The organism is Rhizobium sp. NPDC090275 (assembly GCF_044772225.1).
Lineage (GTDB): Bacteria > Pseudomonadota > Alphaproteobacteria > Rhizobiales > Rhizobiaceae > Rhizobium.
Genome location: NZ_JBIVYL010000002.1, coordinates 329,040 through 350,281 on the forward strand (window position 1 = coordinate 329,040; position 21,242 = coordinate 350,281).

Consider the following 21,242-nt stretch of genomic DNA (forward strand, 5'->3'; position numbering starts at 1 on the left):
CCTTGATGGCATCCGCCCTCATCACAAAGGCGTATCATGGCTTCGATCTTTTCCAGCATTTTCTCCATGTTCTCTGGCGGCGAGAAGCAGCCGGGCGCGGCTTCTTCGGGCGCTGCTTCCGATCCGCAGCCCTATGCCGATTGCACGATTTATGCCGAACCGATGAAGGAAGGCGGCCAGTACCGTCTGGCCGGCCGCATCGAGAAGACCGTTGGCGACGAGGTGCTGGTCCGCAATTTCATTCGCGCCGACATGTTTTCGTCGACGGATGATGCGATCGAATGCACGGTGCGCAAGGCGCAGCAGATCATCGATCAGAACGGACCATCCCTGTTCAGCGACGGAGCCAAGGTTCGTCAGGTCTGATCATGGAAGGCCGGCGCGCCCTTGCGTGTTGAGCGGTCGCGCCGCCATTCCCTCATGCTATTTTAAAACATTGCGGCGATCCTGCGCTCAGCAGACATTGCAGGAATATCCAGTGCCTCAGAATGCCCGCCGCACATTCGCTGCCGATACCGCCGACAAAGCGTTCGAGGTGCCGTGGCATGGCAATATTGGCGGGAGGTCGCGGCGTTGATCGCAAACGTCAATCTCATCCTCTTCGTCGTCGAGGCCATCGGCTACTTCACGCTGATGGTGACGCTGCTGCATTTTCGCGCGCGCATAGGCCTCGGCATATTCCTGACGGCACTCGGCGTCATGCACTTCATGGAGACCTACCTCGCGGCGGTCTTCTATGTCGAATTGCCGTTCGGGATCGTCTCGCCGGGATCATCGGTGTTCTTCACCGGCAAGCTGATGATGATCCTGATGCTCTATCTTCAGGAAGACGCCGCCGTCGTCCGCCAGCCGATCTACGGGCTTTTCATCGGCAACCTTCTGACCGTCGCGATCGCCTGGATCGTGCAATGGCACGCGCCGCTGGAGCTTACATCAGGCGCGCTGCCGAGCGATGAATTTCTGAAGGAAATGGGCTGGCTTATGCTCTGGGGCACGGCCATCCTCTATCTCGACGCCATCGGCATCATCCTGCTCTACGAGCGGCTCGGCCGCTATTTCAGGCAGCGGCCAATCCTGCGCTTCATGATCTGCGGTTTCGTGCTTTTGACCTTCGACCAGATCGCCTTCTTCGGCGCGCTGCACTATTCGGTCGGCGTCCCGCTCGCCGCCTTCTGGGGTGGTTGGAAGGCGAAGATGTTCGCCGTCTGCATCTACACCGTGCTCTTCGCGATCTACGAGAAATGGATCGGTCGGGCAGTCACCACATCGAGCGCACGCCCGATCGGAGACATCTTCAGCGACCTGACCTTCCGCGAACGTTACAACGATCTCCTGAGCCGCACCGGCCGGGACGTGCTGACCGGACTTTACGACCGCACGCGAATGGAGCTCGAAGCGCCGGTCATGATCCGCGAATCGCTGCGCCAAGGGCAGTCCGCCACGGTAATGATCCTCGATGCCGATCACTTCAAGAACGTCAACGACGTGTTCGGCCACCTGCAGGGCGACGACGTCCTGCGCGCGATAGCAGCCCGCCTGGGCTCGATCCTGCGCGCCGGCGATCGGGTCTTCCGCTTCGGCGGCGAGGAATTCGTGGCGATCTGTCCCGTGACCGATCACGCCGAGGGCCTGCGTCTGGCCGAGAGGTTGCGCTGGACGATCGAAAACAGCGTCGCGACACCCGATGGCAAGCCGGTAACGATCAGCATCGGCGTCGCGACAGCCACCGAAGATGGCGACGCCTTCACCGCGATCTTGTCGGCAGCGGACGAGCGGCTTTATTGCGCCAAGAAGAACGGCCGAAACTGCGTCTTCGGCCAGACCGGAGTCCATGGCCTCACGGTCGCCGGCTGACAGTAAGTTCCTACAAACAAAAAGACGGCCGGCAAGCCGACCGTCTTCCTGAATTGATTGCCCTTTAAATTAGGCAGCGAGCGCGAGTTCTTCAGCGCGTGCCTTGGCAGCGCCGACAGCCTTCTCGGCTGCTTCGGGACCAAAGGCCAGGCCTTCGACGTAGATGGTCTCGACGTCGGTGATGCCCATGAAGCCGAGAACGGTCTTCAGGTACGGTACCGCATGGTTCATGCCGGCAGCCGGACCTTGCGAGTAGACACCGCCGGAGGCGAGAACGACGTAGACCTTCTTGCCGGTGGCAAGGCCAACCGGGCCGTTTTCGGTGTACTTGAAGGTCAGGCCGGCGCGGGCGACGTTGTCGATCCAGCTCTTCAGCGACGAGTAGATGTTGAAGTTGATGAGGCCGGTGCCGATGACGATGGTGTCTGCTGCGAGCAGCTCGTTGACCAGCTCGTCGGAAATCTTCGCGGCTTCGTTTTCTTCGGCCGTGCGGGCGTCAGCCGGCTTGCGGATCGCGCCGGTGAAGAGGTCGTTGATATGGGCCAGCGGGTTCGCGGCGAGGTCACGGCGAACGACGACGCTGCCGGCCTTCTGCGACTGGAGCTTGCCAGCGAGGTCTACGGCGATATCGGTCGAAAGCGACTCAGCGCGCGGGCTGGAGGTCAGAAGCAAAATGGACGACATGATTGATAATCCTTTGGTCTTTGCGTTTGCGGCGCGATCGGGGGAAGGTCGAACCGCGTCTTCGAGTGAAGAAATAGGTCTAGCGGCCTATCGAAAAAACTGTGATAATGTCGATCAAGACTATCGATCGATTGGATGGATGTAATGTTGCCCAACCCGACACTGGACCAGCTGCAGGTTTTCCTGACCGTTGCCGAGACCGGGAGCTTCTCGGCCGCCTCGCGCGTGCTCAATCGTGCCCAGTCGGTGGTCAGCTACACCATTGCCAATCTCGAAGCACAACTGGAAATGCAGCTGTTCGAACGCTCCGGTGCCCGTCAGCCGAAGCTTACCGAGGCAGGCAAGGCCATGCTTGAGGATGCCCGCCGGCTGATGACTGACCTGCAGGTGATGCGGGCGAGGGTGAAGAGCCTGAAGGAAGGGCTGGAAGCCGAGGTGGATGTGGCGATCAGCGTCATGGTGCCGTCGCAGGCGGTCGTCGCCGTGCTCACGGAGTTCCGCGATCGCTTTCCCTCCGTCACGCTCAATCTAAGTGCTGGCGAACTCGGCATGGTCATGGAGGCCGTCCTGTCGGGCAAGGCCACGATCGGCATAGGCGGAGCGCTCCTGAAGCAGGACGACTCCATCGCCGTCGACAAGATCGGCCACTCCTTCATGATCCCGGTCGCCGCGCGCTCCCACCCGCTGGCTGATATTGAGAGGCCGCTGACGCTCGCGGATGTTCGCGAGGAAGTGCAACTCGTCGTCACCGACGCTTCCGGGCTCACCAAGGGCCGTGATTTCAACGTGCTGTCCTACAAGACGTGGCGCGTCAGCGACATTGCCACCAAACACGCGCTGATCCGCGGCGGCCTGGGTTGGGGCGGCCTGCCGGCGTCGATTATCCGCGAGGATTTGGCCAACGGAACGCTCGTCCATCTCGATCTGCCGGCCTACGAGCAGGGCGAGTATCCGATCTATGCGATACGGCGCATTGCAAACCCGCCGGGCCCGGCTGCCACATGGCTGATCGAAGCTTTCCATTCGAAACTGTCGTTCTGCCCAAACCACGCCGATTTCACCGCGGCGCTGAACGAGATCAAGGCTCCCGATCTGCCGCTCGCGGCGGAGTAGGCGAGGCGTTAGAGCCCTTCCTGGTTAGATTGAAGCATTCTGTTGGCTCAAACGGAGTCGGATGGTCGTCCGGCCGGCGCGTGTCATAGCCAACGCATACGGCCAAGCTGGCCGGACGATCAGGCGGCCCGTTTCAGCCAACCCGAAGGGCCGGGCATCTTTCCGCCAGGATCAAAGGCGATCGGCTCGACCGTACCTGGGGTATGCCCTTCGCCAATCGCCTTTGCCCTGACGAAAACCTACTCCGGCAGAATGCTTCAAGCTAACCAGGAAAGGCTCTAAGCCTCGCCTGTAGTCTGTCTTAGAGAACCAGCCGGAACTTGGCGAAACCATCCGTTCCTTCGCCGGCATCCTCGATCTTCGCGCCCTTGACGTCCGCGATGAACTGCTTCGCCTTAGGCCCGCTCTGAAACGTCGCGGTCGCGCCGGTCACCGGCTTGAAGGTCCAGTTGCCGTCGGCAGCCGGATTGATCGTTCCCTGCTCGTGCACATAGCGCACGATCACGTCGCGGTTCGTGTCGGGCGCCTGGAACACCACCTTGTCGGCCGCGATCTCGGGGAACTTGCCGCCACCGCCGGCGCGGTAGTTGTTGGTCACGACCACGAATTTTTGGCTCGGGTCGATCGGCTTGCCGTCAAACGCAAGGTTCTGGATGCGGTTGGATCCGGCGTTGATGGCGTTGCCGTCATTGTCGTATTTGCGCGGCTGCGCCAGGTCGATCTGGTAGGTGACGCCATCGATCACGTCGAAATTGTAGGAAGGGAAGTCGGCGTTCAAAAGCTCGGCGTCCTTCGTGCCTTCCTTGATTTCGTTGAACATCCCCGCCGACATTTCCAGCCAGTTCTTCACCTGCTCGCCGGTGATCACGACGGCCTGCACGGTGTTCGGATAGAGATAGAGGTCGGCGATGTTCTTGATGGCGAGATCGCCGGCCGGAACATCGGTATAGTAATCGGCGCCGCCACGACCGCCCGACTTGAAGGGAGCCGCCGCCGAAAGCACCGGCAGATCCTTGTATTCGGTGTCGGCGAGCATCTGCTTGATGTACCAGGTCTGCGCCTGACTGACGATCTGCACGGAGGGATCGTCAGCGACCAGAGCGAAGTAGGAGTAGAGCGGCGCCGACGTCTTGCCGACGGGAGTGCGGACATAGGCGAGCGTCGCCTCGTGCTCCGCCTTGGCGGCGTCGACCACTTCCTTCTTGTCGGCGACATCGGCCACGACCTTCTTCTTGTCGTCGCGGTGGTAGATCGGCCGCGCTTCGGAGGTGAAGTCGACGATCTTCCAGCTTTTGCCGTCCTTTTCGAGCAGCAGATCGATCAGGCCGAGATGCGAGCCCCAGAAGCCGGCCATGACGGCAGGCTTGCCGTGCAGCGTTCCCTTGACCGGATCGGCGTTCTGGACGCCGTCCCAGGTCTTAGGTCCGGGGAAGACGAGGTGCTGGTGGCCGGTAAAGATCGCGTCGATGCCGTCGACGGCGGCGAGATGAAGCGAGGCATTCTCCATCTTGTCCGTGGGCGCGTTGCCATCGATGCCCGAATGCGAGAGCGCAATGACGATATCCGCGCCTGCTTCCTTCATCGCGGGCACCCAGGCCTTGGCGGCTTCGACGATATCGCGCGTCTGCGCCTTGCCCTCGAGGTTCTTGATATCCCAGAGCATGATCTGCGGCGGAACGAAGCCGATAAAGCCGATCTTCACCGGGCTCTCGTTGCCGGCTCCGTCCTTGATCATCTTTTCGACGATGATGTAGGGCTTGAAGAAGAGCTCGTCGTTTTTCGGATCGGAGGCGAGCTGGCCCTTGGTCAGGTTGGCACAGACGAACGGGAAGTTCGCGCCACCAAGCACCTTGAACATGAAGTCGAGCCCGTAATTGAACTCGTGATTGCCGAGCGTGCCGACCGTGTAGCCGAGCGTGTTCATCGCCTTGATCACGGGGTGAACGTCGCCATCCTTCAAGCCGCGCTGATAGGCCATGTAGTCGCCCATCGGGTTGCCCTGCAGAACGTCGCCATTGTCGATCAGCAACGAGTTGGCGGCTTCCGCGCGGATCGTGTCGATGATCGTCGCGGTGCGCGCCAATCCCATCGTGTCGTTCGGCTTGTCGGCGTAATAGTCGTAAGGGAAAACGTTGACGTGAATATCCGTCGTTTCCATCAGCCTGAGATGCGCCTGGTTGGCAGCGGCGCGCGCGGTGAACGGATGCAGCAGAACGAGCGCTGATGTGGCGGCAATGCCGGAGAGAAGAGAACGACGGCTCATGGATGAAAGATCAAGATTGGAAGACATGAAAACTCCTTCGAAACATCACGCGACACCCGCCCGGCGGCGAGAGTAGGGTGATTTTCGAAGGAGTAAACCCTGTAAATGACAGGGGAATATCGCTTTTCGCTTTCTGCGTGTCAGCCGCGGCCTACCGCGCCAGAACCGGCTTCACGTCCTTGTGGAAGAACCGGAAGTAGGAGGCCACCTGCGCGCGGGCGTTGGAGTTCGGGTCGAACTGGACGCCGACGCGGCCATTGTGGCTCCAGCGGATGACGCCGTGCAGAACGCCGAGATCGTCGGCAAGGATCTGAACGCGGCTGCCGGAAGCCGCATGCAGCGGCGAGCGCACTTCAAGCGCAATGCCCGAGATGGACATGTTGAGAATGCGCGCATCGACTTCCTTCGTCAGGTAACGAACCTTGCCGAAGATCCGGCACGACTTGCGTTCGGCCTTGCGGGTAATAATGTTGAGATTGTGCATGACGCGTCTCCCAAATTGAACTGGAGACAGCATACGTCGCGTAGATTGAAATGAATTTATACAATTCGCTAAAATTGCGCGGTCGATTTTTACTTCCGCATTGCTTCCCGGCGGCCGACGACATGCTCGCGCCAGATCGTGAAAATGCCGGAGGCGACGACGATGACGGAGCCGATGATCGTGTTTAGGCTCAGCGTCTCTCCATAAATCGTCACCCCGATGATCGAGGCATAGACGAGCTGCAGATAGGTGAGCGGCTGGACGGCCGCGGCATCGAGCATGTCGTAGGCGCGGATCAAGAAATAGTGGCTCGATATGCTGGTCATGCAGACGAGCGCCATCCACACCCAGTCCGTAGGCGCCATCCATGTCCAGTAGAACGGCCCGACCAGCGTCATCGCGATAGCGCCGACGACACCGGTGTAAAAGAAGCTGGTCATCGACGAATCGTCGCGGCTGACCAGCCGGGTGGCGATGACGTAGAAAGCGAAGAGGAAGCAGGAGAGGACAGCGAGCAGCAGCGTGACATCGAAGAAGCCGCTATCGGGCTTCAGGATCAGAAGCACGCCGACCAACCCCGCGCCGATCGCCGTCCACCGCCGCCAGCCCACCCGCTCGCCGAGCAGCGGCATGGCCAGCAGCGCAATCAGGATCGGCGTCGCCGAGAAGATCGCCTGCGAGTGCGCGAGCCCGATCACAGCGAAGCAACTGATCACGACAACCACCTGGGCAGCGAGAAGCAGTCCGCGGATCACCTGCAAGACCGGCCGCTTGGTGCGCGCCGTGGCGACAATCCCGCCGCGCATCTTCGCGGCCAGAAGGATGGTGAAGAGGCCAAAGGCCCAATAGCGGATCATCGTCACGAAAACGGGCGGGTAGGCGCCGCCCAGATGCTTCGAGATGCCGTCCTGAATGGAAAAGATGGTGATAGCCAGAAGAACGAAAATATAGCCTCGGGTCTTCGATCTCATGGCGTCTTCTTAATACACCGGCCTCGGCCGTATTCCGGAAACACCCGCGCAGGCAGGTGATTCCGCTCCTCCGTCACAAGCCCACATTGGGCCGGTCCATCACCTCGCGCAAGGCAAAGCTGGAATTGATCTTGACGACATGGGGCAGGGCCGAGAGCCAGTCGCGGTGGATGCGCTCATAGTCCTCCAGATCGCGGGCCGCGACCCGCAGGATATAGTCGTACTCGCCCGACATCAGGTAGCAGACGAGCACATTGGGACAGCGCTTCACGGCGGTCTCGAATTCCGACAAGGTCTTCGCGAACTGGCCGGACAGCGAGATGTGCACGATGGCGATCATCTTGTAGTCGAGCGCTTTCGGCGAGACATGCGCGTGATAGCCGAGGATGACGCCGCTGCGGTCGAGGATGTCGAGCCGCCTGGAACAGGCCGACGCGGACAAGCCAACCTTGGCGGCCAGATCGGCATTGGTGATGCGGGCATTCGATTGCAGCGCTTTCAAAATGGCATGATCGATGGCATCGAGTTCCGACATTCGAAGAACTTTCGATTATTGCGTCTGAAACGCATCTTTCTTCGAAAAATGCCGTACATGCAAATCCTCTTTGCAAGGACATTTCGTGCGCGGGGTGATTGGATTTCACTCGTGAACGCTTCGCTCGACGAGGCGGAAAAAACAAACGAGGAGGAGCGCCCCGATGCGCGTCGGTTGTCCGAAGGAAATCAAGAATCACGAATATCGCGTCGGCCTGACGCCTGCAGCCGTTCGCGAATACATCGCGCATGGCCACGAGGTCTGGATCGAGACGAAGGCGGGTTCCGGCATTGGAGCCGATGACGCGGCCTATGCCGCCGCGGGCGCGAAGATCGCGTCATCCGCCAAGGACATCTTCGAAAAGTGCGACATGATCGTGAAGGTCAAGGAGCCGCAGCCGTCCGAATGGGCGCAGCTGCGCGACGGCCAGATCCTCTACACCTACCTGCATCTTGCGCCCGACCCCGAGCAGACCAAGGGCCTGCTGTCGTCAGGCGTCACCGGCGTGGCCTACGAGACGGTCACCGATGACCGTGGCGGCTTGCCTCTCCTGGCGCCGATGTCCGAAGTCGCCGGTCGCCTTTCGATCCAGGCGGGTGCGACAGCGTTGCAGAAGGCCAATGGCGGCCTCGGCATTTTGTTGGGCGGCGTGCCCGGCGTCCTGCCGGCCAAGGTCACCATCATCGGCGGCGGCGTGGTCGGCCTGCATGCGGCGCGCATGGCTGCCGGTCTCGGCGCCGACGTTACCATCCTCGACAAGTCGCTACCGCGCCTGCGCCAGCTCGACGATCTGTTCTCCGGTCGCATCCACACCCGCTATTCCAGCATCCAGGCTTTGGAAGACGAAGTCTTCTCCGCCGATCTCGTCATCGGCGCGGTGCTGATCCCCGGCGCTGCCGCGCCCAAGCTCGTCACCCGCGAAATGCTCTCGGGCATGAAGAAGGGCGCGGTCATCGTCGACGTCGCCATCGATCAGGGCGGCTGTTTCGAGACATCGCATGCGACGACCCATTCGGACCCGACCTACGAGGTCGATGGCGTCGTGCACTATTGCGTCGCCAACATGCCGGGCGCGGTGCCTGTCACCTCCGCGCATGCGCTGAACAACGCCACGCTGGTCCATGGTCTTGCGCTCGCCGATCGCGGCCTGCGCGCCATCGCTGAAGACAGGCATCTCAGAAACGGTCTCAACGTCCACAAGGGACGGGTTACCAATAAAGCCGTTGCCGAGGCGCTGGGCTACGAGCCTTACGCTGCGGAAGCCGTGCTCAACGTAGCGTAAAGTCCATCGCGCTACGTCAACTGAAGCCGGTTGCACTCTCCGCAACCGGCTTTTTTCCGTGAGTTAACCGTCGATCCGGCATTGATAGCAATTGTTGCGCGCCGAGCGCACATGCACATAGGCGACCTCGGGCTTGCGCAGGAGCTCTGCCGCATAGGCAGCGATATCGACGACCTCGGTCACGGCGCCGGTGCCGTAGACGATGCGGTTGTTGCTGCCATAGCCGCGCAGGATGAAGTTGGGGCTTGTCGTCAGGACAGGCGGCAGCACTTCCTCGGCGGCATAGCGTTCGCAGCGCTTTTGATGCAGGAACACCGGTCCTGTCTCCGCATAAGGCTGCATCTCCGGGAAGGGGCGGTAGGCGAAGACGTAAAGCGCGTCGCCTGCATCTATGTTCTTCAGGCAATGGCGGCAGGGGTGTCCCGGGCCATCGGAAATCATTGTCTCCGGCGGGTGACCATGGGCATCGTTCCCGCCGTTCCAGATCGTTTCGGCGTCGGCAGTGGGCATCGCGGTGAAAGATAGGGCAATCATGGCAAGTCTCCTTTTCGAGCTTGCCTTGAATGCGCTTCAGCCCGAGTGGAAACCACCCGATCCTTGCGTCCCTATACTTTCGCGTGAGGAAACAGCCGAAACGCTCGGGCTAGCTTCTCTTCGCCAGCTCAAGCAACTCCTTGTCGCTGAGCGGCCGCACGATCGCGGTGCCCGTCGAAACCGGAGAAAAACCGAACATCTGGTAGAGCTGCAACGCCCGGGGATGATCGAGATTGTTGGTCGTGGTCGTCACGCGCAAAGGGTTCTGCGTCCAGATCGCATAGAGCGCCTGCAGCAGGAACCACTTGCCGATCCCCAGACCCAGCGCGTGCTCCATCAGCCCGAAATGGCTGAGCTCGATCGTATCCTCGTCAACCGTCAGATATTCGTAGAACCCTGCAGGCGCGCCGTTCACGTAGAGTACGCAGATCGTGTTGCGCTTGTCGTAGAGCGTGGCGGCCAGTTCCTCGTCGCTCATCCTCAGACGATCCACCCACTGCCATCGCGCGCCGACCTGGCGGTAGAGATAGCGGTAGAACGGCAGCGGGATTTCCGGCGCGCGCATGATGGCGGTCTGGATATTGACCGGCACCGGCAGGCTCGTCTTCGGCGCCGCCGTCATTTCGAGGCGGGTCACATGAGCCTTCAGCGAAGAGGGAGCTTTTGCCATGGTCAAGCTTTGATCGCTTCTGCGGGGCCGGTGACGATGGGCGTGTCCTCACGGCTGCCCCACTCGCTCCAGGAGCCGTCGTAAAGCGCGTTGTCATCATGCCCAACGCTTTCCAGCGCCAGCATGATCACCGCGGCGGTTACGCCCGAGCCGCAGCTTGTCACGACAGGCTTGGAGAGGTCGATACCGGCATCTGCTATCATCGTCTTCAGCGTGGCCACATCCTTGAAGCGGCCATTGGCCGAGAGGCTCGTCGCCGGCAGGCTGCGGGCGCCGGGCATGTGGCCAGAACGCATGCCCGCACGCGGCTCGGCTTCCTCGCCGGTAAAGCGGCCGGCGCCGCGAGCATCGGCAATCTGCGCCGAACCGTCATCGACGATCTCGCGCATGGTCTCGAAGGGTATAACCTTGTCGGCACGGAATTTCGGCGTGAACACTGCCGGCGCCGGGGCGGTCGTCCCGGTCTCCAGCGCGCGCCCCTCGGCCTTCCAGCCATCGAGGCCGCCATCCAGAACGTAAACGTCCTTGGCGCCCATGGTCCGCAGCATCCACCAGACGCGCGGCGCCGAGAAGAAACCCATGCCGTCATAGACGACGACCGTGTCCGTCTCTGAAATGCCGAGCTTGCCGACTTCCGCGGCGAAAAACTCAGGCGAGGGGAGCGAGTGCGGCAGGCCGGTCGAATGATCGGCGATGACGTCCTGGTCGAAGAACACGGCGCCGGGAAGGTGGCCCGACACATACTCGTCCTTGGCCGCGCGCTTGTGGGCCGGCAGATACCAGGAGGCGTCCACCACCTTGAAACCTGAAGTCCCCAGCTGCTTTTCGACCCAATCGGCCGAAACGACGAAGCGGCTCGTGGTCTCGCTCATGCTGCTCTCTCCAATCAATGCTTATGCGTCGTCGCCAGGAGCGCCGAAACGGATACGGAAGCGGCGATTTTCCTTGCCCTTCTTCTCGATCTTGGCGATGTGAATCTGTCCGACTTCTCGTGTTGTCGCAACATGTGTGCCGCCGCAGGGCTGGCTGTCAATCGCCGAGTTCTCGCCGATGCAGACGAGGCTGACGCGACCGAGCCCCATCGGCGGACGCACGTTCTTGGATTTGACGATGCCAGGATTGGCCGCCAGTTCCTCATCGGTAATCCACTGCAGGTAAACCGGATGGTCTTGGTCGACCAGCGCCATCAGCTTGGCCGTCACTTCGTCCTTGTCGATCGTGTCGGTCATGTCGAAATCGACACGGCTCTCCTCTTCGCCGACGGCCGCTCCGGTAATCGGATACGAGCAGACGACGGAAAGCAGGTGGCAGGCCGTGTGCATGCGCATGAGCTTGTGGCGGCGCTCCCAATCGACATGCAGCACGACCTTCTCGCCGACCGCTGGGCTTGCCTGCCCTTCGAGCGGAACATGGATGATGATGTCCTTGGCGGCGCCATGCTTGGTCTGCGCAAGCGTGATCCGGCTGCCGTCGGCACGCTCGAGGATGCCGGTATCGCCCGGCTGTCCGCCCGAGGTTGCGTAAAGGCAGGTCTGATCGAGCTCGATGCCCCCGTCTTCGTGAATGGCGGTGACGACGGCCTCGCAGGTCGAGAGATAGAAGTCGTCACGATAGAGGGCATTAACGGGCATTGGGCCTCACGCTGCGGGTTCGTATGGGATCTTGATATCGACAGGCGAGGTCAGCCATGCCGGCAGCGGCAGCGACTTCGATGTCAGGAAATCCGGATTGAAGAGCTTCGACTGGTAGCGGTTGCCGTAATCGCAAAGGATGGTCACTACCGTGTGGCCGGGGCCGAGGTCCTTGGCGAGGCGCACCGCGCCCGCGATGTTGATCGCCGACGAGCCGCCGAGGCAAAGCCCCTCATGCTCGACGAGGTCGAAGACATAGGGCAGGGCTTCCGCGTCCGAGATGTTATAGGCGAAATCAGGCCTGAAGCCTTCGAGATTGGCGGTGATGCGGCCCTGGCCGATGCCCTCGGTGATCGAGGAGCCCGCGGACTTCAGCTCGCCATTCTTGTAGAACTCATAGAGTGCTGCGCCATCCGGGTCGGCGATGCCGATCTTGATGTCCTTGTTGAAGCCCTTCAGGCCCATCGCGGTGCCGGCAAGCGTGCCGCCTGAACCGACGGAGCAAATGAAGCCGTCGACCTTGCCCGAAGTATCCGCCCAGATTTCTTTCGCCGTGGTCTCGATATGCGCCTGCCGGTTGGCGACGTTGTCGAACTGGTTGGCCCAGATGGCGCCGTTCGGCTCGGTCTTGGCAAGCTGCTCGGCGAGACGTCCGGAAACCTTCACGTAGTTGTTGGGGTTCTTGTAGGGCACGGCCGGCACTTCGACGAGTTCGGCGCCAAGCAGCTTCAGCGCGTCCTTCTTTTCCTGGCTCTGCGTCTCGGGAATGACGATCACGGTGCGGTAGCCGAGCGCCTTGGCGACCAGCGTCAGGCCGATGCCGGTGTTGCCGGCGGTCCCTTCCACGATGACGCCGCCCGGCCGCAGCAGGCCCTTTTTCTCGGAGTCACGAATGATGTAGAGCGCCGCGCGATCCTTGACCGACTGTCCCGGGTTGAGGAATTCCGCCTTGCCGAGAATGGTGCAACCGGTCGCGTCCGATGCTCCCTTGAGCTTGATCAGGGGAGTGTTGCCAATGGCTTCTAGGACGGAAGGATGAACGGTCATGGAATCTGCCTCTTTGAAACACTTAGTTTAGGAACGGTCTTTTCCCTTCACAAGGCTGGGTTGGCAAGAAATCCTATTCCTCGCCCTCAACCACCACGGTAAAATTAGACTTCCCGTCCCAGATTGGCTCGCGACGTGCTGATCCGGGTCGCTATGTGATCCGGAGATTGACATTCATCGTATGGACGATGACAAAGCAATCACTGAAAGCGGAAACGACCGAAACCATCATGGTTCACGAGCATATCGACACGGTCGATGCATTGATGGCGTATTACGTCGCGGGTTCCCTTCCGGAACCGGCGCGCGTTCTTGTCGAATCGCATCTGCAAATGAAGCCGGATCGTCGGCCTTTGGTACGCGATCTCGAGTTTCTGGCCGGCCAGGCCCTGGAGCAGACATCCGAAGCAAGTCTTGAAGACCGCGATGCCAAATTGGCGCGGATATTCGCATCCACCGCGCCGGTCGAGCCCAAGCCATTGATCGCCTCCGATAAGCCGAGCGTATTCCCACGCGCGCTGCGCCGCCTCGTCGGTTTCGATGTCGATACGGTGCCGTGGAAGACCAAGCTCCCCGGTTTCAAGGAATATTCGGTCGATATCGACGGCTGCGAAGTCAGCGTCATGTGGATCAAGCCCGGCCGCGCCATGCCGGCGCATACCCACAAGGGCATGGAGCTCACGCTCATCCTCGACGGCGCCTTCAACGACAATCGCGGCCGCTTCGGCCCCGGCGACATCTCCGTTGCCGACGAGACGATCGACCATCGCCCGGTGGCCGAAAAAGATCGTCCCTGCATTGCATTTTCCGTTCTCGATGCCCCCATCAAACTGACCGGGTCCTTCCGCCAGCTGATTGGCGACCTGATCGGCTGAAAGCAGCCACAATGGCGTGATAGAGCCATTATCCCGGGAGGCTGAGAGGAACTTCCGGGCCCGTTTCGACGTTCTTCGATACAACCTGAGGAGTCGCGCCATGAACGATTTTGTAGCCCGCCCCGAACATGGAATTGCCTGGATATCAGGCGCAAGCTCCGGCATCGGCCGGGCATTGGCGCTGAAACTGGCAAGCGAAGGCTACAAGGTCGCCGTCACCGCTCGCGACCACGAAAAGCTTGCCGAGCTGCAATCGGAAGCCAACGGTCTTGCGGGCAGCATCATCGTTCTCGATGGCGACGTCACCAATCCCGAAGACATGGAGCATGTGCTCGCATCGATCGAATACGAGCACGGCGCGCTGGCGCTCGCTGTCTTCAATGCCGGCGTCTATCTGCCCGTGCATGCCGAGGAATTGCGCCGCGAGGATTTCGAGCAGAGCTTCGCCGTCAATCTGCAGGGCGTGGTCAATTGCCTCGTGCCGGCGGTGCGTCACATGAAGCACAAGGGGCAGGGGCAGATCGCCATCGTCTCCTCGGTAACTGGTTATGGCGGCCTTCCCACGGGCGCTGCCTATGGCGCCACCAAGGCTGCCCTGATCAACATGGCCGAGAGCCTGAAATTCGACCTCGACAAGATGGGCATCCGCATCCAGCTCATCAATCCTGGTTTCGTCGACACGCCGGCCACCCGCAAGAACGAGTTCCCGATGCCGTCGCTGATCCCGGTCGACGAGGCCGCCGCCGAAATCTATGCGGGCCTGAAGTCGAAGAATTTCGAGATCACCTTCCCGAAGCGCTTCACCTACACGCTGAAGGCTCTCAACCTCATGCCCTACAGCCTGTATTTCTGGCTGGTGAACCGCGCCACCGGCTGGCAGGAGCGCCCACGCGCCGATGGTCGCCGCCCGGTGACGCCAAGCCCGGCGGAATAGCTAAGGCGTCATCGCGCCGACAACCAGTAAGGATGTTGATGAGGGGATAGACGAGGCGGATGGCGACCGGGACAGGAGGTCGACTGTCTGGTCCCGCCACCCGCTCTCGTCAGCTCCGCGAAAAGACGACCTGGCGGACGTCTATGTTTCGGGCGCGGAAACCTGCTTCACAATAAAATAAATAGAACTCCCAGAGCCGCTTGAAGCGCTCGTCGAAGCCCAGTGGGCGAACTCGTTCCCAAACGGACCAAAAACGCTCTCGCCATTCGGCCAGAGTACGAGCGTAGTCTAACCCAAAACCGAAGTCCCGCACCAGTGACAAATTCACTTTTCGTCCAAGTTCCGCCAAATGCTCGCGGGTCGGTAGCATGCCGCCGGGAAAAACGTACTTCTGGATGAAGTCGGGATTGCTCCGGTACTGTTCGAACGACTCTGGGCGAATCGTTATGATCTGAAGCCCCGCCTTGCCCCCAGGCTTCAGGCACTGCTCGAGCTTGGAGAAATAGGCGGGCCAGTATTTCTCGCCGACGGCCTCGAACATCTCGATCGAGACGATCTTGTCGTAGACGCCGGTTTCGTCGCGATAGTCCTGAAAGCGGAAGTCGACCTTGTCGCTGAGCCCCGCCTTGCGGATGCGCTCCTCGGCGAATGCCAGCTGCTCGCGGCTGATCGTCAGGCCCGTGACCCGACAATTCAGTTCGCTGGCGGCAAACTCGGCGAACCCGCCCCATCCGCAGCCGATCTCGAGCACATGGTCACCCGGCTTGATCCCGGTCGCCTCGGCGAGAGCCCGATACTTCGCGTTCTGCGCCGACTGCAGATCGTTGGCGCCGGTGGAATAGAGCGCTGACGAGTAGGTCATCGTCGGGTCGAGCCACTGCTTGTAGAAGTCGTTGCCGAGATCGTAATGCGCTGAGATGTTCCGCTTCGAGCCCTTGCGGGTATTGGCGTTCATCCAATGACGGATGCGCTCGACCAGACGGGGCAGGCCGCGCTTGCCGTTGGCGTAATCCTGGATCGCTTCGTCGTTGACGATGAACAACTCAAGGAACGCCGCGATATCGGGGCTGTCCCAATCGCCATCCATATAGCTCTCAGCCACGCCGATCGTGCCGTTGGAAAGCGCCCGGTAGCAGATGTTCCAGTTCTTCAGGTGGATCTCGGCGTGCTGGCCGGGTGTGCTGCCGGTCACCCGCACCACGCGACCATCGGGAAAAGCGATCGTCAGCGAGCCATGCTGCATACGAAGCAATGCCCTCAGCGCCAGCTTGGCGCGCAGCGGCAGTCCCTTCGAAACCTGTCCGATATTCTGCTGCGTCAGCTGGATCGCGTTGCGTTGAGAATCGGTCAAGTCGCTAGCATCACTCATGGTTTTCTCCTCCGGCAAGATTTGGCCGGTTCAGGACGACGATGCGCTGAAAATCTCCGCCCCCCGGCGATTGCTTTGAACGCTATCGTAAAAATTGGAAAAGCCAAACAATTTTCCAATCCTGTGTTGCGGGTAATCGACGCATATATCGAAGCACGCTTATCTTATTCCGCTGCCTCCGCCGTCTCGCGCGGCGCGACCAGGCTGACGGGGGCGGGTGGTGCAGGCTTTGCGATATATTTCGCGCCCTTCAGCCACAGTTTCAGCGCCTCCCAGTGAATGCCGCCGACGATCTTGATCGGCAGAAACGGAACGGCGGCCGTGAGCCACGCCAGGTTCCTCGTCGTGAGGCTCACCTGTCGTCCGGAGAAGGTCGCCGCAAGCAGCGGGCCATCTGCATCGGTTTCGAGGATACGCCAGCGAATCTCCTTGCCCGGCGGCAGCATGCGGAAATTGTAGCGCATGCCCATCTCGATGAAGGGCGAGACGTGAAAGATCTTGTCGCAGCTCTGCCGAACGCCGGTGTCGCTGACCTCGCCTGAGCCGATAGGGCAGACATAGGTATGCCGTTCGCCGAACGTGTTGCGCACCTCGTAGATCATCGCGATCAGCTGATCACGCGCGTCATAGGCATGGTAGACGGAGAGCGGATTGAAGACGTAGCCGAGGATGCGGGGGTAGCAGACCAGCACGATGCGCTGGGCACGCAAGCCCGCCTGCGCCAGCAGTTCGTCGGCATGCGCCCTGGCGCCCATCCGGCCGCCATGGTCGCTCTCGTGGAACGACACCGCGTTGCGCTTGTTCACGGAAAACAGCGCGGACAGCCGATCCGCCTCGTCCAGCCGGTCGAGATCGATCGCCATCGAGAATACGCGGTAGCGAAAGCGATGGCCGAAGGGCTTCATGCGCTGGTGCATGACGTCGCCGACATAGAGTGCTGCCGCAGCCTCGGGCGGCGGCCCGTTGTCGCGCATGCTCACGCCTCGTCCTTCGCGCTCCTGCGTCATGCGACGGCGTCCAGCTCCGGTTCGATGTTGTCAGTCTTGAGTGTGCTCCACGGCAGCGCCGCGCCGAGCGCCTTGGCGGCTGCGAGGCCAGAACTCAACCCGTCCTCATGGAACCCATAGCCCGTCCAGGCGCCGGCGAAGTAGCAGCCATTACGTCCCTGTATATCCATCAGCGCGCGCTGCGCCTGGACGCTGTCGGCGGAGAACTGCGGGTGCTCGTAGCTGAACTCCGCGAAGACCTTGCGCGGGTCCGGCTCGCGATCGGGGTTCAGCGTCACGAACAACGGGAAGCGATCGTCGATCGCCTGCAGCTTGTTCATCCAGTAGGTGACGGCGACATCGGCGTTACCGTTAGCCGAGCTGGAGCGGAGATAGTTCCAGGATGCCCAGACCTTCCGGCGTTGCGGCATCAGCATCGGATCGCGGTGAAGCACCACTCTGTTTGGCTGATAGGGAACCGCCGCCAGCAGCCGTTTTTCCTGTTCGGTCGCATCGACGAGCATGCGCCGTGTCTGGTCGCTGTGCGCGGCAAGGATCACCTTGTCGAAGCGGCGCTCCTCGCCGCGGTCGTCGACGATGGTGACGCCGCTCTCTGTCCTGATCACGGCTCGCACGCCGAGCCCGAGCTTCAACCGGTCACCCAGAGGCTCGAGCAGTCTGTCGAGATAGTTTCGGCTGCCGCCGGTCACCGTGCGCCACTGGTGCTGCCTGGAATAGATCAGGCGGTGATTGTCGAAGAAGTTGACGAAATGCTCGGCCGGAAACTGCATCATTTTCGCGGCTGGCGTCGACCAGATCGCGGCTGCCATCGGGACCAGATAGTTATTGGTGAACCCGGGCGAGAAGCCGCGCCAGTCGAGATAGTCGCCGATGGAGCGCGCGGCGAGGTGGCCGGCGGCGCGGTCGAGAAGGCAGGTCTTGTTGAAGCGCAGGATCTCGCGGATCATCAAGAGGAAGGAGGGGCGTACCAGATTGCGCTTCTGCGCGAAGATCGAAGACAGGCCGCTGCCGCTCCACTCCAGCTTGCCGTGGTCTAGCGATAGCGAAAAGCTCATGTCGCTGGCATGGGTGGCGACGCCGAGCCGCGCAAACAGCGCGGTAAGGTTCGGATAGTTCGGCTCGTTGTAGACGATGAAGCCGGTATCGACGGGAATGTGCGTTCCATCGTAATCGACATCCACGGTGGCGGTGTGGCCGCCGGCGCGCGTTTCCTTCTCATAGAGCGTGACGTCATGCAGCGGATTGAGCGCCCACGCCGCCGATGCCCCGGAGACGCCGGAGCCGATGACCGCGATCTTCAAGCGACTGTGCGGGTGGTGAAAATGGGCGTTCATGCTGCGTCCTTTACGGCGTTGTAGGCTTTCAACGCCCGGTCGCGGGCGGTCGCGTGGTCGACGATCGGCTTGGGATAGGTTTCGCCAAGCTTGATATCCGCCTTGTCGAGCACGCTCTGCGGTGCCGCGAATGGCTTGTGAATGTATTTGGTATCGAGCGCGGCAAGCTCGGGAACGAATTCGCGGACATAGGCGCCATCCCGATCGAACTTCTCGCCCTGCAGCACCGGATTGAAGATGCGGAAGAAGGGGGCGGCATCCGCCCCGCAGCCGGCCACCCATTGCCAGCTCGCGGCATTGCTTGCCGGGTCGGCATCGACGAGTGTGTCGCGGAACCAGGCTTCGCCGCGCCGCCAGTCGATCATCAGATCCTTGATCAGGAACGAGGCGACGATCATCCGCACCCGATTGTGCATGAAGCCGTGCCTCCAGAGCTGGCGCATGCCGGCGTCGACGATCGGGTAGCCGGTCATCCCCTTGGTCCAGGCGCGGAAATGCGCGGTGCTGTTGCTCCATTCGAAGCCATCGAAACGGTCGTTCCAGTTGGCGTATGGCAGCTTCGGGAAGTGAAACAGCAGATGGTAGGAGAACTCGCGCCAGGCGAGTTCCTTGCGGAAGTGAACCAGATCGTCCGCCGGCACGTCCAGCCCACGCGTCTCCTCCCAGATGCGGGCAGGCGATATCACGCCCAGCGCCAGATAGGGCGACATCATCGAGGTCGACTGCTTGGCCGGAAAGTCGCGGTCGGCCTTGTAGCCGTCGAGGCTCTGATCCAGAAAATCCGCAAGCCGCTCGCGCGCTGCCTCTTCGCCGGCAGTCCAGACCTCAGCGAAATCCTTGGCCCAGTCCGGCTTGGTCGGCAGAAGCTTCCAGGACTTCAGTGTCTCGCTTGCGGGAAGCTCCGGCGCGAATTTGACCTTCTTGGGCGCATCGACAGGGTGCGGCGGCTCGCCGGCACCCTCTAGCGCCCGCCAGAACGGCGTATAGACGCGGTAGGGCGTCCCACCGCCTGTCTTGAGCCGCGACGGCTCATGCAGCAGCTGGCCGGCGAAGCTCTGCGCATCCAGCCCCTGCTGCTCAAGCTCCCGCTTGATGCGCGTATCGATGGCGATGCCGGGCGGATCGTAGCGGCGGTTCCACATGACGGTCTCCGCACCAGTCTTCTTGATCAGGTCGGCGAGCACATCGAGCGCATCGCCGCTCACAAGATTGAGCGAGCCGCCAAGCGCTTCGATGGATGCCGTGAGCGATGCCAGCGAATGATGCAACCACCACTCTTGCGCGCCGCCTAGAGGCCCGGTGCCGGAAGAGGAGGGCTCGCGGATATAGAGGGGAATGATCGGGCGTCCGGTGCGGCAGGCAGCATGCAGCGCATGATTGTCGTCGAGGCGAAGATCCTTGCGAAACCAGAGGATAAGCGGCTTTGCTGCATCGTCGGACAATGAATGTGATCCCCTTGTTTCTGTGTTGCTTCTGTTACGAAGCTACGGGGAGTGTGGATCAAAAGTTTCAGCCCGCATAAAGATTTAACACCGCACATCGGTAAATTATCCGACAGCATCGGTGGTTGCGCGCGTCGCGGGTCGCCTGGCGGGTCGATCGTCGCCCTCAGGCGAGATCGGCATGCCGATTTTTCCCCTCGTTCGCGCATGCAGGGATGCTCATTCCTTTAATCCACTAAAAAGATAGAGAATACTGCTCTCATCAGATGGCGGCTCGAAAAACGCAGCCGCACAGGAGAGACGACGATGAGTATCATCCGGCATTTCGATCGCCTTTGCACCATCCGCGACCAGCTGGAAGCGAGGCTCGAACTGCACGAGGCGCGCTATTGTTTCGGCAGCGAAGATGTCGAGGACGGCACGGGTGCCGATCTGCGCGAGCGCATCATGCAGATGACCGACGAGATCTCGGCGCTCATGCACAGCCCGCGCTATGCCGATTTTTAGGAGGGAGCGATGACCGCGACACTGATCATTCCCGGCCTCTACGGCTCCGGCGAGGGCCACTGGCAGCGATACTGGCTCCGAGATCATCCTGACAGCGTTCTGGTGGAACAGGACGATTGGGACGATCCCTTGGTCGATCGTTGGGCCGATCGGCTCGAAGAAGTGCTCCTCGAACACGGCGAGGCCTATATCGTCGCCCATAGCCTCGGCTGCCTGCTGACGGCGAAGTTCGCCGACCGGCCATCGGCGCGCCGCATCAAGGGCGCGCTCCTCGTCGCTCCCTGCGACTTGCGCCCCACGGAACGGCGGCACCCGGATGCCGCCATCCGCTTCGGGCCGATGCCGACAAGGGTGCTGCCTTTTCCGAGCATCACCGTTGGCAGCCTCAACGACCATTACATGGAGCTCGACCGCCTGACGCTCTATGCGCGTCTGTGGAAAACCGAGCTCAGGAACATTGGCCTTGCTGGCCACATCAATATCGCCAGCGGCTTCGGCCGCTGGACCGGCGGCTATGCGCTCTTCGACAATCTCAGGGAGAAGGCGAAGGCGCCGAGGCGATACGTAGCCGACCACACACCGCACACCTCGCTTGGCTGATCGCCATTGCCGTTCGATGTAAACTTACGTGCCGGTATCACCCGAACGGTGAAGCGCGACAGTTGTCGTAATGCTGTAATGTGGTCCCCATCGATAGCATGTGACG

22 protein-coding genes are annotated in these 21,242 nt (G+C 61.3%); 8 read left to right on the forward strand and 14 right to left on the reverse strand.

Annotated elements, in window-relative coordinates:
* Window positions 1-36: 36 nt before the first annotated feature.
* Both ACIQUB_RS05850 and ACIQUB_RS05855 read left to right on the forward strand, forming a co-directional pair.
* The gene (locus ACIQUB_RS05850; protein WP_113236990.1) at window positions 37-366 is read left to right on the forward strand and encodes an HlyU family transcriptional regulator; all 330 of its coding nucleotides are present in this window, start codon (window positions 37-39) and stop codon (window positions 364-366) included.
* Window positions 367-633: 267 nt separating this feature from the next.
* Entirely contained in the window at window positions 634-1,854 is a 1,221-nt protein-coding gene (locus tag ACIQUB_RS05855; RefSeq protein WP_402929120.1) for a diguanylate cyclase, read from the forward strand.
* A 69-nt stretch (window positions 1,855-1,923) separates the two neighbouring features.
* On the opposite strand, the gene ACIQUB_RS05860 is transcribed toward ACIQUB_RS05855, so the two are convergent.
* A complete protein-coding gene (locus ACIQUB_RS05860; protein WP_018900127.1) occupies window positions 1,924-2,538 on the reverse strand; it encodes an FMN-dependent NADH-azoreductase in 615 nt (204 codons plus the stop codon).
* Window positions 2,539-2,682: 144 nt separating this feature from the next.
* On the opposite strand from ACIQUB_RS05860, the gene ACIQUB_RS05865 reads away from it, so the two are divergent.
* On the forward strand, window positions 2,683-3,651 hold the full coding sequence (locus tag ACIQUB_RS05865) for a LysR family transcriptional regulator (RefSeq protein WP_402928847.1): 969 nt from the start codon (window positions 2,683-2,685) through the stop codon (window positions 3,649-3,651).
* 301 nt (window positions 3,652-3,952) lie between these two features.
* On the opposite strand, the gene ACIQUB_RS05870 is transcribed toward ACIQUB_RS05865, so the two are convergent.
* From ACIQUB_RS05870 to ACIQUB_RS05885, 4 genes are all read right to left on the reverse strand, one after another.
* Complete coding sequence (locus ACIQUB_RS05870; RefSeq protein ID WP_113236992.1) at window positions 3,953-5,941, reverse strand: bifunctional 2',3'-cyclic-nucleotide 2'-phosphodiesterase/3'-nucleotidase; 1,989 nt, start codon at window positions 5,939-5,941, stop codon at window positions 3,953-3,955.
* Window positions 5,942-6,065: 124 nt separating this feature from the next.
* Entirely contained in the window at window positions 6,066-6,398 is a 333-nt protein-coding gene (locus ACIQUB_RS05875) for a PilZ domain-containing protein (RefSeq protein WP_018900124.1), read from the reverse strand.
* Window positions 6,399-6,487: 89 nt separating this feature from the next.
* On the reverse strand, window positions 6,488-7,369 hold the full coding sequence (locus tag ACIQUB_RS05880) for a DMT family transporter (RefSeq protein ID WP_402928849.1): 882 nt from the start codon (window positions 7,367-7,369) through the stop codon (window positions 6,488-6,490).
* A gap of 73 nt (window positions 7,370-7,442) precedes the next feature.
* Entirely contained in the window at window positions 7,443-7,904 is a 462-nt protein-coding gene (locus ACIQUB_RS05885) for an Lrp/AsnC family transcriptional regulator (RefSeq protein ID WP_112425295.1), read from the reverse strand.
* A gap of 163 nt (window positions 7,905-8,067) precedes the next feature.
* Here ACIQUB_RS05885 and ald point away from each other — a divergent pair, with 163 nt between their 5' ends.
* Window positions 8,068-9,186, forward strand: a complete 1,119-nt coding sequence (gene ald / locus ACIQUB_RS05890) for an alanine dehydrogenase (RefSeq protein WP_113236994.1) — start codon at window positions 8,068-8,070, stop codon at window positions 9,184-9,186.
* Window positions 9,187-9,249: 63 nt separating this feature from the next.
* On the opposite strand, the gene ACIQUB_RS05895 is transcribed toward ald, so the two are convergent.
* From ACIQUB_RS05895 to ACIQUB_RS05915, 5 genes are all read right to left on the reverse strand, one after another.
* Window positions 9,250-9,720, reverse strand: coding sequence for a DUF1203 domain-containing protein (locus ACIQUB_RS05895; protein WP_113236995.1), 471 nt, complete (start codon window positions 9,718-9,720; stop codon window positions 9,250-9,252).
* Between the two features lie 109 nt (window positions 9,721-9,829).
* Complete coding sequence (locus ACIQUB_RS05900) at window positions 9,830-10,390, reverse strand: GNAT family N-acetyltransferase (RefSeq protein ID WP_047510110.1); 561 nt, start codon at window positions 10,388-10,390, stop codon at window positions 9,830-9,832.
* Between the two features lie 2 nt (window positions 10,391-10,392).
* Window positions 10,393-11,262 carry a 3-mercaptopyruvate sulfurtransferase gene (gene sseA, locus ACIQUB_RS05905; RefSeq protein WP_113236996.1) on the reverse strand — a complete coding sequence of 290 codons (870 nt, stop codon included), beginning with the start codon at window positions 11,260-11,262 and terminating at the stop codon, window positions 10,393-10,395.
* A gap of 21 nt (window positions 11,263-11,283) precedes the next feature.
* Window positions 11,284-12,021: an alanyl-tRNA editing protein gene (locus ACIQUB_RS05910; RefSeq protein ID WP_113236997.1), complete on the reverse strand. Its 738-nt coding sequence runs from the start codon at window positions 12,019-12,021 to the stop codon at window positions 11,284-11,286.
* 6 nt (window positions 12,022-12,027) lie between these two features.
* The gene (locus ACIQUB_RS05915) at window positions 12,028-13,068 is read right to left on the reverse strand and encodes a cysteine synthase A (RefSeq protein ID WP_113236998.1); all 1,041 of its coding nucleotides are present in this window, start codon (window positions 13,066-13,068) and stop codon (window positions 12,028-12,030) included.
* A 188-nt stretch (window positions 13,069-13,256) separates the two neighbouring features.
* On the opposite strand from ACIQUB_RS05915, the gene ACIQUB_RS05920 reads away from it, so the two are divergent.
* Window positions 13,257-13,943 carry a ChrR family anti-sigma-E factor gene (locus ACIQUB_RS05920; RefSeq protein ID WP_402928853.1) on the forward strand — a complete coding sequence of 229 codons (687 nt, stop codon included), beginning with the start codon at window positions 13,257-13,259 and terminating at the stop codon, window positions 13,941-13,943.
* Between the two features lie 100 nt (window positions 13,944-14,043).
* Window positions 14,044-14,877 (forward strand): SDR family NAD(P)-dependent oxidoreductase, encoded by an 834-nt coding sequence (locus tag ACIQUB_RS05925; protein WP_112979577.1) that lies wholly within the window; start codon window positions 14,044-14,046, stop codon window positions 14,875-14,877.
* Window positions 14,878-14,986: 109 nt separating this feature from the next.
* Here ACIQUB_RS05925 and ACIQUB_RS05930 read toward each other — a convergent pair whose 3' ends face one another.
* The 4 genes from ACIQUB_RS05930 to ACIQUB_RS05945 form a co-directional block, all read right to left on the reverse strand.
* Window positions 14,987-16,246, reverse strand: a complete 1,260-nt coding sequence (locus ACIQUB_RS05930) for a cyclopropane-fatty-acyl-phospholipid synthase family protein (protein WP_113236999.1) — start codon at window positions 16,244-16,246, stop codon at window positions 14,987-14,989.
* A gap of 164 nt (window positions 16,247-16,410) precedes the next feature.
* Window positions 16,411-17,253, reverse strand: coding sequence for a DUF1365 domain-containing protein (locus ACIQUB_RS05935; protein WP_113237000.1), 843 nt, complete (start codon window positions 17,251-17,253; stop codon window positions 16,411-16,413).
* The gene (locus ACIQUB_RS05940; protein ID WP_113237001.1) at window positions 17,250-18,587 is read right to left on the reverse strand and encodes an FAD-dependent oxidoreductase; all 1,338 of its coding nucleotides are present in this window, start codon (window positions 18,585-18,587) and stop codon (window positions 17,250-17,252) included. The genes ACIQUB_RS05935 and ACIQUB_RS05940 overlap by 4 nt, the downstream gene beginning before the upstream one ends.
* Window positions 18,584-20,029 (reverse strand): deoxyribodipyrimidine photo-lyase, encoded by a 1,446-nt coding sequence (locus ACIQUB_RS05945; protein ID WP_113237002.1) that lies wholly within the window; start codon window positions 20,027-20,029, stop codon window positions 18,584-18,586. The genes ACIQUB_RS05940 and ACIQUB_RS05945 overlap by 4 nt, the downstream gene beginning before the upstream one ends.
* A gap of 306 nt (window positions 20,030-20,335) precedes the next feature.
* On the opposite strand from ACIQUB_RS05945, the gene ACIQUB_RS05950 reads away from it, so the two are divergent.
* Together ACIQUB_RS05950 and ACIQUB_RS05955 are read left to right on the forward strand one after the other, a co-directional pair.
* Window positions 20,336-20,536, forward strand: a complete 201-nt coding sequence (locus tag ACIQUB_RS05950) for a hypothetical protein (RefSeq protein WP_047510130.1) — start codon at window positions 20,336-20,338, stop codon at window positions 20,534-20,536.
* Window positions 20,537-20,545: 9 nt separating this feature from the next.
* Window positions 20,546-21,136: an alpha/beta hydrolase gene (locus tag ACIQUB_RS05955; protein ID WP_113237003.1), complete on the forward strand. Its 591-nt coding sequence runs from the start codon at window positions 20,546-20,548 to the stop codon at window positions 21,134-21,136.
* The last annotated feature ends 106 nt before the right edge of the window (window positions 21,137-21,242 follow it).